The organism is Wolbachia endosymbiont of Cantharis cryptica (assembly GCF_964277405.1).
Lineage (GTDB): Bacteria > Pseudomonadota > Alphaproteobacteria > Rickettsiales > Anaplasmataceae > Wolbachia.
Genome location: NZ_OZ195521.1, coordinates 69,242 through 83,194 on the forward strand (window position 1 = coordinate 69,242; position 13,953 = coordinate 83,194).

The 13,953-nt window shown below is 34.6% G+C and carries 8 protein-coding genes; 3 read left to right on the forward strand and 5 right to left on the reverse strand.

Annotated elements, in window-relative coordinates; translation table 11 throughout:
- Positions 1–107: 107 nt before the first annotated feature.
- The 3 genes from murD (at position 108) to ACICP6_RS00380 (ending at position 3,530) form a co-directional block, all read left to right on the forward strand.
- On the forward strand, positions 108–1,481 hold the full coding sequence (gene murD / locus ACICP6_RS00370) for a UDP-N-acetylmuramoyl-L-alanine--D-glutamate ligase (RefSeq protein ID WP_395463163.1): 1,374 nt from the start codon (positions 108–110) through the stop codon (positions 1,479–1,481).
- Between the two features lie 6 nt (positions 1,482–1,487).
- Positions 1,488–2,087 carry a COQ9 family protein gene (locus ACICP6_RS00375; protein ID WP_395463164.1) on the forward strand — a complete coding sequence of 200 codons (600 nt, stop codon included), beginning with the start codon at positions 1,488–1,490 and terminating at the stop codon, positions 2,085–2,087.
- A 99-nt stretch (positions 2,088–2,186) separates the two neighbouring features.
- Positions 2,187–3,530 carry a hypothetical protein gene (locus ACICP6_RS00380; protein WP_395463165.1) on the forward strand — a complete coding sequence of 448 codons (1,344 nt, stop codon included), beginning with the start codon at positions 2,187–2,189 and terminating at the stop codon, positions 3,528–3,530.
- 2 nt (positions 3,531–3,532) lie between these two features.
- Here the strand turns inward: ACICP6_RS00380 and rsmD are convergent, their stop codons facing one another.
- The 5 genes from rsmD to ACICP6_RS00405 all read right to left on the reverse strand — a co-directional run bounded on the left by rsmD (position 3,533) and on the right by ACICP6_RS00405 (position 13,946).
- Positions 3,533–4,081, reverse strand: a complete 549-nt coding sequence (gene rsmD, locus ACICP6_RS00385; protein ID WP_395463166.1) for a 16S rRNA (guanine(966)-N(2))-methyltransferase RsmD — start codon at positions 4,079–4,081, stop codon at positions 3,533–3,535.
- Between the two features lie 505 nt (positions 4,082–4,586).
- On the reverse strand, positions 4,587–5,225 hold the full coding sequence (locus ACICP6_RS00390; RefSeq protein WP_395463167.1) for a hypothetical protein: 639 nt from the start codon (positions 5,223–5,225) through the stop codon (positions 4,587–4,589).
- A complete protein-coding gene (locus ACICP6_RS00395; RefSeq protein WP_395463168.1) occupies positions 5,215–8,445 on the reverse strand; it encodes a type IV secretion system protein in 3,231 nt (1,076 codons plus the stop codon). Before ACICP6_RS00395 ends, ACICP6_RS00390 begins: the two co-directional genes overlap by 11 nt.
- A gap of 99 nt (positions 8,446–8,544) precedes the next feature.
- Complete coding sequence (locus tag ACICP6_RS00400; protein ID WP_395463169.1) at positions 8,545–11,562, reverse strand: type IV secretion system protein; 3,018 nt, start codon at positions 11,560–11,562, stop codon at positions 8,545–8,547.
- On the reverse strand, positions 11,559–13,946 hold the full coding sequence (locus ACICP6_RS00405) for a type IV secretion system protein (RefSeq protein ID WP_395463170.1): 2,388 nt from the start codon (positions 13,944–13,946) through the stop codon (positions 11,559–11,561). The genes ACICP6_RS00400 and ACICP6_RS00405 overlap by 4 nt, the downstream gene beginning before the upstream one ends.
- Positions 13,947–13,953: the final 7 nt, after the last annotated feature.

Here is a 13,953-nt window from a genome sequence, read left to right on the forward strand (position 1 = left end):
TTAAAATCCTTACTAATTTTTCTATATTCTACAGGTAATAATTAATATTTGCAAATCCTTTACGTTAAGTCTATTAACGACTTATATAACATCTTTTAAAATAAGTAATGCAACTGCGCAAATACAAAAATCAAAATGTTGCGGTTTTCGGTCTTGGCAAAACTGGTTTATCCGTCATTAATGCTCTAATAAAGAGTGGTGCAAGAATATATGCATGGGATGATCATGAAGAGCAAATAGCAAATGCAAAAATGATGTATAAGGAGTGTAATTTTATTCATCCAAAAAAATACAATTGGCATGAGATAAGAACGTTGATTTTGAGCCCTGGAGTGCCAACAGAGCCACATTGGATAGTCAAACTTGCGAGGAGATTTGATTGCAAAACAAAATCAGATATTGAGCTATTTCTTGAAGCTAAAGCTACGAACCAGAAGATAGTAGGAGTAACAGGAACAAATGGTAAATCAACCACTACATCGCTGATAGGGCACATATTAAAATCTGCAGGGAAAAAAGTAGCTATTGGGGGAAATTTAGGTGTTCCTGTTTTGGACTTAAATAGAGATGCAGAAATTTATGTAATTGAGTTCTCCTCTTTTCAATTAGATTTAATGAATGAAATTGATGTTGATATTTCTGTGTTGCTCAATATCACACCAGATCACATAGATAGGCATGGGAGTATGGAGAATTACGTAGCGGTTAAATCAAAGCTAATAAACGGTAGTAAGGTTGCTGTGATAGGATGTGATAATGAAATCACTGCTGATATATTCAACAAATTCACTGGAAACAAAATTCCAACATCAGGGAAAACTTTAGTGGAAGAACACCTTTCGGTGTCATCCCAGTGCTCCGACACTGGGATCCAGAAAATCTCGTTAAAACTAGAGAATCACAACTTATCAATAAGTGATGTGAAAGTAAACCTGATATCCAACGCAGAAAACATAGCAGCGGCATATGCCGTATGTAAGGCACTTGGAGTAAATAGCAGCACTATTATCAGTGGAATCAAATCCTTTTCAGGGCTAAGACACAGAAATGAACTACTAGGCAAAATAAAGAACGTGCTTTTTGTAAACGATAGCAAAGCAACTAATGCAGAATCGAGTGAAAAGGCGATTTTATCTTACCATAACATATATTGGATTGTTGGTGGAAGGAGTAAAGAAGGTGGTATAGGGTTATTAAGCAAGCATTTTACAAGAATTAGGAAAGCTTTTCTTATTGGAGAATCAACTGAAGCTTTTGCAAGCACTCTGAAAAATAAAGTGGATTTTGTAGAGTGTGGCAATCTGAAAAATGCATTTGAATTAGCTTACAGGGAGGCTTTTTATAGCAAAGAAGAAATAACGATATTGCTTTCTCCTGCGTGTGCTTCTTTTGATCAGTGGAAAAATTTTGAAGAACGAGGTGGTGCTTTTTGTAAGATGTTTGAAAATCTGAGGTACAATCATATGTGCTGTTTAGTATAATATTGTATGGAACAAGATAAAATAAAATTGATAATAGATGAGCTAATTAGGGTTATTCCATTTGAAGGAATAAGTGATGAAACCCTATTAAAAGTGTGCACGGACCTTAATCTAGCTAATAGCTTTTGCAAATTTCAAAATGGAATATATAGCGCTTTGGAGTACATAGCAGAGGACTCAAATAGCTCAATGAAAACTGAGCTAAAAAATTCTAATTTAGAAGGTATAAAAGTACGAGAGCGAATAAAGTTAGCTGTTCAAATACGCCTTTCAAACTACGTTAAGTTGCCGAATTATAGAGAATTTTTAAAAAATGTTTTATCATTTTCTGTGTTGCCAAAAAATACATACTTTTCTAGCAAACTTTTGTACAGAACTGTTAGCGCAATTTGGTACAGCATTCACGATCAATCAACAGATTTTAACTACTATACAAAAAGGGCAATATTAGCTGGAGTATATTCAAGTACAATACTCTTTTTTATTAATGACTATTCAGAAGATTTTGTAGACACTCTATCGTTTCTTGATAGGCGTATCGATAACGTAATGGCATTTCAAAAATTCAAAACTCATTTAAAAGGAGTTATAGGGAATTTCTTATAGACCTTTTCATTATACTAGTTACTCATATTTATATTTTAAAGCCACCTTGATTTTCTTTCATCTTTATGTCAAAATCACTAAATATTCATGAACGATAAAATGAAAGTTATTTACCATACCAATGGTGATACAAAACTAGAAGAAAGTACGAAACACGTAGTACACTTTTTTGGAATGCTCGGGTGCATTAAGTTTAATGCACTTGGTAAAGATCTATCTGTAAAACAAGGAGGTAAGTTTCACATAGTGAAGCATTATTTTGACTATCCTTATTTCTCTAGGATCGTTAATCCAAAACTCTTTCAGAAAGAATTAAATGAAGAAGAAAAAAAATTCAATAGAAGGATAATATCACTATATTTATGTTCCGCTATATTGTCCATTGCTTCTATTGTGTCGTTATACTTGGCATACCAGAATCAAAAATCAAAAAAGGTGCTTACAGGGTTAGCTTTTACGTCAGTAGTGCTATCAATTTTGACTACTGTATGTTTTATTGCAGTTTGTCTATGGATGTTTTTTGATTTTGTTAAGGAGAAGTTCGTTGTACATAGAATCAAAAGCTTTTTGGAAAATGAAGTCAGCCCTGAGTGGATAAAGCGTTACAAAAAAGAACTTGTAGGTGACAATCAGGAAGTGGATGCAGAAACTTACGATCAAGAATCAGCGAAAAACAAAGATATAGAGGATATTATAGAGTTTCTTTTGGAGAGAAAGAAGGTCGTAGCACTATATAAATTTCTAACAAATGGTGAAAAGTTAGTTCAGGCTGGAATGGCAATGGTTAACATGTTGCTTGTAAAGGGTATACATCCAAATGATATAGTCTTAGATACTAACTCTCTTGGAGGAGGAATTGCAGCGGAAGTTTTAAGAAGGTTTGAAGAACAAGGTATCTATTTAACATTAATTCATAGTAACTCTTATAGTTCACTTAAGGAGACAGTCGAAGGTTCTCCTAAGAGCTTAGTGAACTGGCTTCCCTCAATGCTCTTGAATCGTTGGTTTGAGTGTTGCGGATTAGATTTAAATTCACTGGAAATTGTAAAGAAGATGAAAGGTCCTGTGCTGATTGTTGGCAGGAGAGGAGATGAAGTAATCCCAGAAGACATGCAACTTGTTGGTAAACTTGATGATCAACGCACTGACAAAACTTTCAGAGAAAATGTAGTGCTTGAACATGATCCTAAAATAGCTTGTGAAAATAAAATTCACATCGATTATAAGGAACATTTAGTTCGTTGTGAGGATAATGATGGTACAGGTACAATAAAATACACCAGTTACAAAGAAATAGAAAATCAATTTTTGGAAAATGCAGGCAAGTATTTAAAAGAAAATAACCTTAATGGAAAATTTAATAGAAAGGACTATGAAGAATGTTATTTCTCTAAGAATCTGAGAGAAATAACATTACAGTCCATCAATGGAAGGAGTATATAAGTTTAAGTTGATAGAGAAAGAAAAATTATTTTTGCTATACCGTAAGTACGTTCCAAAATTACGCTAAAATTTTCGTTGCATTGAAAATCTTCATCTTTTTTGATCTCTAGAATTATCAACGCATCATTACTTAACCAGCCTGAGTGAGCTAGCCCATTCAATGTTGATTCAACTAGATTACTATCATAAGGTGGGTCTATAAAAACTATGTCACATTTTGAAATAGGTTTTGGTAATCCGTTAGCACTGCAGCAAATTAGCGTGATATTGTCCGTAATTCCAAAATCTTTTGCTGTTTTTTTAGGCAGTTGCAAATTGTAATAGTCTGAATCCACCATGAATGCATGTTTAGCGCCGCGAGAAAGCGCTTCAAATGAAAAAGAGCCACTACCACAGAATAAATCCAGTACACTTGAGTTATAAATAGGTTTTCTTGAGGAAAGTATACTAAATATTGCTTCTCGGACAATACTCATAGTTGGCCGTGCAGCTAAATGCTTACCTGTAGTTATTTTTCTTCCGCGATATTTGCCTGCAATGATGCGTAGCATATTAAATAAGCTCCAAAATAATTAATTATTTAATACTATATGATTAATGTCAATAGACTCTTGCATAACCTAAAAAAAGGCAAAAGAAGCCCCGTGGTATTTACTTTTGTGTCGAAATATCGGCGTTTTTTTATTCTAAAACGCTTAATAAGTGTGACTTAGCTGCCTTTTAATTGCAACTAACCTTAGCGATAAACGTTTAAGAAATTTACTAAGCAGAAAAAAAGGCAAAAGAAACCCCGTAGTGCGAGTTTTGACTCTCTATTACTGTAAGTGGCGCTGTAATAATGTGCTAACGCTTAATATAAGCGCGATTTGGCTGAATGTAGAAAAAATTTAAAAGACATGCAGCCGCCATAATTTTATGTAATCCGCCAAAAAATACCTTAAGTTTTTTACTGAATTTTGTCATTGAGCCTGCAGGTCAAAAACAAGTTTTGAGTCAGAAATACCCTTATTATCATAATAAGAGGACTGGTGGAGTTTGTCAAGTAAGTTTTTCGTTTCATTTAATGCTTTCTTTTGATTTATCTTCGGTATTCATTGCATGACCAATTTCATCTTGTAAATCATCATGGCCATGTTTTTCATCATGATTTATCCCTTCAATTCTGCTTTCTAACTCTAACTTAATTATAGTGTTGATTTTATCTATGTTATTGAGAAAGCTTTTACATTCTTCATCACTATACTCCTCACCAGATGCCTTTTTTTCGATAAATAGACTTTTAAACTCTGTAAGATCAGAATTCTGATCGGTATTTAGTACAACATTTCTCTCTATGAAGCTAAGATCCGATAGTAACAAACTAACCTCTAATAGATCTTCACTTTTCACGCTTTTAAGGTCTTCAAGGTTTTCTAAAATACTAAACACCTTAAGCTCTTCTTGCGCAATTTCTTGATCTTCCTTATCAAATTCGGATAACAACTCATGATTATCTATAAATTTCTCACTCAAAGCTTCATTCAATTTAGCGAGGTTGATGTCGTTATCTGGCAGTGTATTATCTAATAATAGATCCACTCTTGCTCTACGCGCATTCAAAACGTCATCATAGTCATTTAACTTTATGTTGCCATCGTCGTCTTGCTGCAATTTATAGTAATCAAGACCTTTGAAATTTTTTTTACTAGCCTTCATTGTTGTCCTCATCCCCACTTCTTTCTCTTGGCTCATCCGGTACACCTCTTATTGATTCATTTGGCTGGTCCTCGCCTTGTTTTGGATCTGGCGCTGATTGACTGCTACCACCTTCATCCTTATATCTTTCCGGCTTTCTCTTACGTCCGATAGTGTAATCATGAAGCTTCTCTAAGAAATCTCGCCTATATTCTTTTGCTCTATAGAGTAGGTTATGGTTATAGCTATGCTTTCCTATGGAGTCAACGCCATGCTCCCAAGTAAACTTCATAGCATCTTCTATTGTATAACCCAAATGTGACCCTACATATCCTTTATAATAATCTAAATATTTACCAATCCTTCTATGTGTAATATCTTCTTTATCAACTCCAAATGCCCTGTAAATTTTTTCCTCAAGCTTGTCAACATCATTTTCAGGTGATGTTGCAAACTTTGTTGCTTCAATAGTAGCATTTACAAGTTTACGTGGCACATCAATAGCGTGTTTCAGTACGCCTCCAACTCTTGGTACCCTGCCCAGTAGGTTAGCTGTACCTCCAGCTAATCTATCCGGTAAATGAGTAGCCCAACTGCCTAAAGACTCTAGTTTTCCACCAGCAAAATTTTGCCACTGCTGTTTTAATCCTTCCGCTATGCCAGCTAAAGGCGATGCCTGATACATCTTAGATATATTGTAAACACTGTATCCACCACCAGCTATACTTGAGCCCATCTGTTGTATGAACTCGCGTAAGGAAAACATTAAAAATGAAAGCAAGAATAATATAAAGATTTCCCCTGCATTGATTAAATAGCCCCTCTGTATGTCTTGCACCCTTTGATAATCGCTATTATCTTGATAATTTTTGCAATCCTCACAATCTTTACATTTCTGACAGTATTTACTATTGGGATCCTTATATAAATCATGAAGTTTCAGTACTCTACAACCCCGTTTTTCTACTACTTTCTGCACTAAAGACTTTATTTTTCTTTTCAGATCTGGTCCTATGATACCTTTTCTATAACCATCTACTATTTTCTCATAATTTTCGCATCTTTCATCTTTTGACTTGCAGTAAAATCCTCTTATTTTATTGTCTATATTATTAATCAGCAATAAGATATCAAATTTTTCTCCTGCGTGTGATAAACTGTTTGTTAAGCGCACCAAATTTTTTTCATTTTCACTACATTTATTATTAACTACCATATCATTTTCCGCGATGTAATGGTCTGCTGGATTATTTTTAGTGCCAGGAATTGGATTAAAGAAAGGATAATCTATATAACGAAAACCTTTTTCAACGTAATCCGGTGGAAGAGGAATATATCCAGCGCCACCAGTAAATTTTATTGCACCACCTTCTCTGCTTATCTTTTCTATACCATCTATATCTTTATCTATGTTAAGTGGAGAAGCTTCTCCGATAGTGTAAGGTACGAAAATTTGCCCTGGGGTCCAACCAAAGTACTGCTTATCAATAATACAAAAACCACCAAACATCCATTTTGGAGCACACAACCTTACCTCGAGCCATTTATTGTAGCATACAGTAAAACCTAACTGCCTATAAAAGGTATTCATTATAATTGACGCCAGCAATGACAGTAGGGTAAATATCATAATCGATTGTAAACAAAAACTGATACAGAATTTTATCCAACCTTCAAATAGACTTTTCAGCGGTGAAAATAAAATAGAGATTAGGAATAGCGGCATGATAGCTATAAGGAAAGCTATACCCATAAAACCAGAGAGAAATATTATGAAAGCATATAAGCACAACAAGAAATATAAAACGATCCCTACGAAAATTGCTGGTATCATAAGTAGGCTTGCCCACATTTGGTAATGTAAAAACGCTGCAAACTTTTTCCAAACCGAATAAGCAAAAAATTTATTGAACATATCCTCCATGAAGCTGAATAACTTGATACGAGCAGCTTCATCTCCTTGAGCAATATTTGAGTTACCTCCAGTGTTCATATTGGGAGCAAAATTAGTAATTATACTTATCAATTGTTCAAGGCCTGTGACAAATAAAGTAAGAAAATGATCATAGAAAAACCTAAAACTTCCAGGAGATATAAGCGCTATTACTAGAGTGATTTTCATCATCCTGATGAGCATATCATGCTTAGTTTCTCGTATCATGCCAAAAAGATAAAGAAGCGATGAAATCACTATAAACAGGACAAGTAAGGAAAGGACGAAATTGTGAAAGCTCGTGCTATGCTCAGCTATATTTTGAAACATAGTTTGTGCAGCTGCACACTCACTACCTTTACAATCTTTATTAGGTGAGATCAATAAAGTGTCTTTTAGATAATGATAAACTTCATTGAAAAATCCAAAGGTATTCGGTTTTTGTACTCCACCCAAAAACTCAAAAGAGTAGCCGCCTGCGTTATCTAAGTAATATCTATCTAATATTTTTACATATATTTTCCATCCCTTTCCTAACTTTACCGAATCACAATTCCTATCCTTTAATTTAGTGCTATCTCTGTCTAAAGTAAAAAGTCCACTTTCGCCTTCTGCTGTGGAGTTATAACCTAGATGTACAGTAGGATATTGAGGATCGCGTATTAACTTTAGATTTTCGTTAGGATCATCTTTCCCCGTTTGAAACAAAAGATAAGCACCATGACCATTGGTAAACCAACATGGAACACCACGTGATACTGCATTTTTGCTATCATCTTCATTAACGCACTTACAATTCACAGTGCAACTTGCCTTAGGCTTACTTGAAAATTTTTGTATGCTAGGCTTGTAATCATTACAAACTAAGTGAAAGTCAGGCAGACTGTTGTCACCTTTCCCTCTTTCAAATTTGGTTGCATATTTTAGCTGTTCCAAGCTTTGCAAGTTATAACTGCCTTTAGATTCTTTCTTATTATTATTACTCCAAGATGTCCATGCACCATTAACTCGCACTATTAAGCTATCTCCATTGGTTTCTAATCCGGTATCTTTCCACTTCACTACCTGGTTATGGTGAAAACCATAATTAATTTCCCCAGTTTCAGGATCAATAACTTCTCCATCTTCTGGAATAAACATATCATGATCGCTTGAAAAATGAGCGCTTACTGTAATAGGTTCAGGACCAAAATAGTCAGCAGATATACATCTTGGGAAAGGCATATCGTTCTTATTACAACCTGTGATCAGCACATAAGCTGCAAAAAGTAGTAATCTAAACCAACATTTGCCTAAGCGTGACTGCATATCTAAACTTTTTCCAAATATAGAAATAAATTTCTAAAACTCTACTTAAAATATCTTTTTAATTAGTTACTCTATGATATCATTTATATTCTTCTTCTTTCACTTTTCTTCCTCGTTTTTCGCTTTAAGATCACTTCTTTTCCCTAATTTTTCTTGTGTTCCAGGTTTAGGGCTACTAGAATCATCACTCGTTTTTCTATCAGCACTTCCTCGTTTGTCTGATTGCTTTGGTGTTTCAGATTGCGGTTTGGATTTAACCTCAATTTTTGGTCGATCTTTACCCACTTGTTGCCTAATGTTCTGTATCATACCTTGGGTCTTATCATCAAGGCCAACAGTTGACAGTATAGATTGTGATGCGCTTTGGGCAACTTTACCAACACTTTGAGCAACTCCATAACCAGAGCTGAATAGTGCTTGTGCCATAGTTTCTGATATACGAACAAAAGCTTCCATTGCACCGGCAATAATGAGATATATAAACGCCTGGATTAGGTCTATAGGTAATGCTGCAAAGTGTCCACCTGTTTTCCCTCCATCGCTTAATGCAACATCAACGCTAGTGCCAGGACTATATCCAAGAGGTAATATTGATTTCATAAGACAGAGATCATACGATAAGAAGTTTACGCTAATTAAACATTGATAGCATGCAGAAAAATTTGTGAGGTTATATAAAACTGAATACATCAATTGATTTAAAATGGATAAAGATGAAAATAAAATGACTGGTTGTACTGCAACATGAGCTAGCGTTTTTATCCAGTTATCAAACAAGGATTTAGTCTGTTGAAATAAAATGAATACGATAAATAAAGGTGTTAATGACAGTAGAAATGCCACTAGAACAGTAGATATCACATATCTAAATGTGGCGCTAATAATGCACTTTAAGAACGTAAAACTGGCATGGAGTATTATCAAAAAAGCAATAAAGCCAAAAGGACCAGAGAGCATTAACGATAAAAACTTCAACCAAGTTTCTCCCGTGAATAATACTCCTGCTGTTAAGTCTAAGAATGCAAATTTTCTACCCCCTTCCCCTATATAGCCAGAAAAACTATCAATTAAATAAGTGCTACTATCTACAAAAAGTTTGGATAAAGTTATACCAAAGAGTTCCCAGCTTCTATTGCTCAAGGCAAAAGCTATAAATGCTATCTTCATCATCCTTACAATAAAATCGAATTTACTTAGCTGTATTGTTCCAAGCATATAGCCAACAACAGTAAATATAACGTATAGAGTAAGCAAAGCTCTTACTCCTTGAAGAAGACCTCTTGCATATCCTTTATATGAATCTTTAACGCTGTCCCCAATTACTTCTTCTTTTATAAATTTAAATACCCCGTTTACATTCGATGAAATAAAATCATTAATTTTTCTTTTTACAAATAAAGTTATAACATACTTATTGTTTTCATAATATTTGCCACTTTTATCTGTAATATCATCTTTTTCTACATTGCTTACATCAATACCAAAATATATCTTTTTAGATTCTTTATTCTGAAAGTGTTCTCCGTTTATTACATCTAATATGGTATACTCATCTTTTTCGTTTACTTCTTTTCTTACTCCTACTACTTGGAAATCATTAGTTCCTACACCACGCAAATCTTTAGGTGGCTTATCGCCTAAATATACATACAATTTTTCGCCATTAATATATTCACATGATCTAGTCACTTTAACATGGTACCCACCTCTATTAGCTCCATAGTGACCATAATCTGCGATAGCAAGCATCACACTACTACCAGGTGTTACATCTTTTATTGTGTAATCACTATTTAACTCCAGAGAAAAATCCTCAAATTTACCTTGAATTTGTGAACACACATTATCTCCTTTTGCACCCTCTTTCTCTGGAAGACATTGGGTACCTTGAGCAGTGTCCTTCATATCATCACGTTCGCTTTCAGGAACACTTGCATCACCTGGGTCGCTTATTTTTGCAACAAGAGCTTCAGCCCAGGAAATATCTTTAGTACCCTCTTCGGTGTTTGATGTAAAATCAATAATGTTAATCTGCTTGGGATCCCCTTTATTTTCCTCAATCTCCTTAAGCTTATCCTTAACCTCTTTAAGGTGAGAATACATGTCACATGTATTTCCTTTATCATACTTCTTATACCTTATAGAAGAGACACAGTTTCGGCTTCCTTTTTTACGCAAACCTGCATTGAAAATACCCTCTTCAGTATAACATATATTCTGATAGTAACAATTAAGCTCATAAGAGCTGTACTTCTTTATCTCGTTGGGGTCGCATTTTTTTCCGTCGCATAGTTCATTTAACCCTATTTTCGTGCGACGTAAATCGAGCAGTGAGCCATATATCCATGGTTCGTTGTCTTTAATATGATATTGATTGAAATGCACCTTATTATCATATGGAGTGTAGCCGTTACCAACCAGAACTTTGTATTTTTGTTTTTTTCCATCTTTTCTTGTATCTAACTGATCAAGTGTAACTTTCTTGTCTTTTGCATTTTTATAAAAAAACTCACCTCCTTCACATATCTCCCTTGCAGTAGCCTGACTGCCATTACTTTTGTAATAATCATTATTCAAGATCACTTTTTCTTTAAGAATGTCTAATTTATCACAATCAATTTCCATTCCTCTGGAAACTAAGCTGAAGCTCAACTTATCACCAGGATTTACTGTAATCCCAGTATCAACATAACGTCTCCTACTATAGGTGTCCCTGTCCCCAAAACCTTTACCACCACACAGTTCGTTTTTACTCACGCCATTTTCATCAACACCATAATTATTAGGTACATTATTAATATCTGCAGCTTTACTATAATTCGGCTCTGAGCCGTCAGAACAAAAGCCAGCAGGCACAAGTACTTTCTTTGGATTTTTGCCTTCTTTAGGAGGGCAGAAATTTACTGATCCATCGAGGGTAAATTTGATTTTATCACCCTCGCTAATTACTTGACCAGAATCAACCCAATGGATCTTAATTCCTTCATCAGCTTTATGAACTGGAACATCCACGTTAACACTAGTGTTTCTGCTCTGCAACCCAGGTTCGACACAATCCATATTACAACCAGTGATTGCAAGACACAGTATCAATAATAGCGATCTCTTACTTATCATTGCTGTTTTCCTGGTTGTGGTATCTGAGGCGTTGACCTTTGAGTCCCTTGTGGTATTTGAGGTCTTGACGTACCTGACTGTTGAAAAGCACCTCCTCTTTCTCTTCTTTGAACGCTTTGTTCATCTAACCCTACTGTTCCCATTAAGCTTTGTTGATATTGTCCTCCAGGTTCGTTTTGCACATAAACACCAAACAACGAGTCAGATATTGTCGAAGAAGCTTCCACTAAAGCTTTCATAGCATGACCCAAGATAACAAAAGCCATCATAGCAGTAATATTAGGTGTATACTTGGAAGCATAACCATAGATGATGCAAGGGTTAAAAATCTTTAGGTTAATATTAAGTATGCATGTAGAACAGACTTCAAAATCAAACACTGAATATATGATATAATCCATAACTTGGCTTATCAGTGATATAAAAATTAAAAGCACTACTGGATGAATCGCAAATCTTGCCAAGTTTTTAACCCAGTTGTGGAACATCTGCCTAGTATACGTAAATAGAAGACAAATAATAAAGATAGGCGCCAAAGAAAGCAACAATGCAACTATTGCTATGGATGTAATGAAAGAAAATAAGGCATTGAAAATAGATAAGGTCACTGTTATTAAGCCCCAAATCACCAAGCAAAAAGACACAATACCCAAAGGACCAGAAAATATAAGAGATACTATTAACAACACTGAATGTGATGACAGAAATCTATTTAACGGCAAATCGAGAAATTCAAAAACATTTGATGTAGTACCTCTAAAGTTTGCTATTTCCATTAACTGCTTTGGGGTGTTAATAAAAATAGAAAATGCGTTGTTATAAAAAAAATTCCAGCTATTATCCTGCAGGAGCTGAGTGATAATTCCTATCTTTACGCATATAATTAAAAACTCATATATAGAAATATGAGTTAAACCAAAAAAGTAGTAAAGGGTGTATAAGGTTATATATAGTACTAATAGCGATATTATAGTAGATCTAATGGTATTTGTTCTGCTTGATTTTATAAAACTTTCGTAAAGAGATTTTACAGGACTAGTATCAGAGTGAATCGCGTTGGGGTCTTTATAGCTGGAACCAAAAAATGCAGTTTTTACTTTCTCATCAAAAAAGTTGTATATCGCACTAAAAGTTCTTGTAGGTGGCTCTTTAGTTGTTAGGTTAATACTAAATTGACCTTCATTTTTATAATTGCAACCATGGTCTCTTATTCCGTAATATATGGTGCCTTTTTTTTCTTTTAACTTTTCTTTTAAGCCTTCCATATATTGAGCGTCATGAACTTGGCTAATATTCACAGATATATCCCCCTGATTTTCATCACCAGGCTTATGCTCAGGGAATTTATCAGAAACACTTATATACAAGCTATTTTCCAGACTATGATTCTTTGTAACTCTTATATTGAAACCACCTTTATCATTTTCATCGTAGCAGTTCTTGTCCTTTCTACTACATAAACTAAAAGTTAAACCTGGTGTTTGATGGTATTTTTTTATCTTATGATCACAGTTAGTACATATGCCACCTGTTGGAATGTGCTCAAAACCTTCATCATCCATGTTAATACTTAATAGTGTAATGTCAGTTTTTACCTGCTTTTCTTTTAGTATGTTACTAATAGCTTCAACATCAATAGATTCATTAGTAATGGACCGGGATATTTCACCTTCTACACTATTGTATTCAATATACACGCAACCTTTGTTTCCGCTGCTAGAAGAAAACTTACATATACGTCCACAGAGTAGATTTAAAATGTGCGTATCTATTTTACTTTTCTGACTACTTGAAAGCCCGCTGCAGTCTATGTTTTCTCCTTGTTGTTTTATAGATTTGACAATCTTTTCAATCTCCTTTTGATCAGATTTCGATAAATCTGAATTCCAATACTCTTTTCCATGCAACCATTCTGGTTTACCTATAATGTACTTATTAGGACATATACCATCTATACCACCTTGACATTCTTCTTGATTTAAAACATGTGCAAAATACTCCTTTTCTTTCTCGCTGCACTTTTCATCAATTTTCACATACCTTTCCTTATTATCCTCGGTGTTTTTACACATTTTACTACCAATTACACTAAAGCTTATCGTATCGCCATCTTTAAGCGCAAATGGCAATGTACCGTAACTTTTCCCAGGTCGAATTGCAAAATCTTCATACTGCTTAGGACAAAAATTAACCTTTCTAGGCACTATATCAATCTCTGTTACTATTATTCTATCTGAGATATTAACACCAGAATCAACCCACTTCTGCTCTGTTGACACTACATCTAATTTTTCGCGCAAGTTTGATAAACCTTCTGGCTTAATACAGTGATCCCCGCAACCGGACAACAAAAAGAATACCGCTATTAACAAAAACTTATGCATAGCCTAC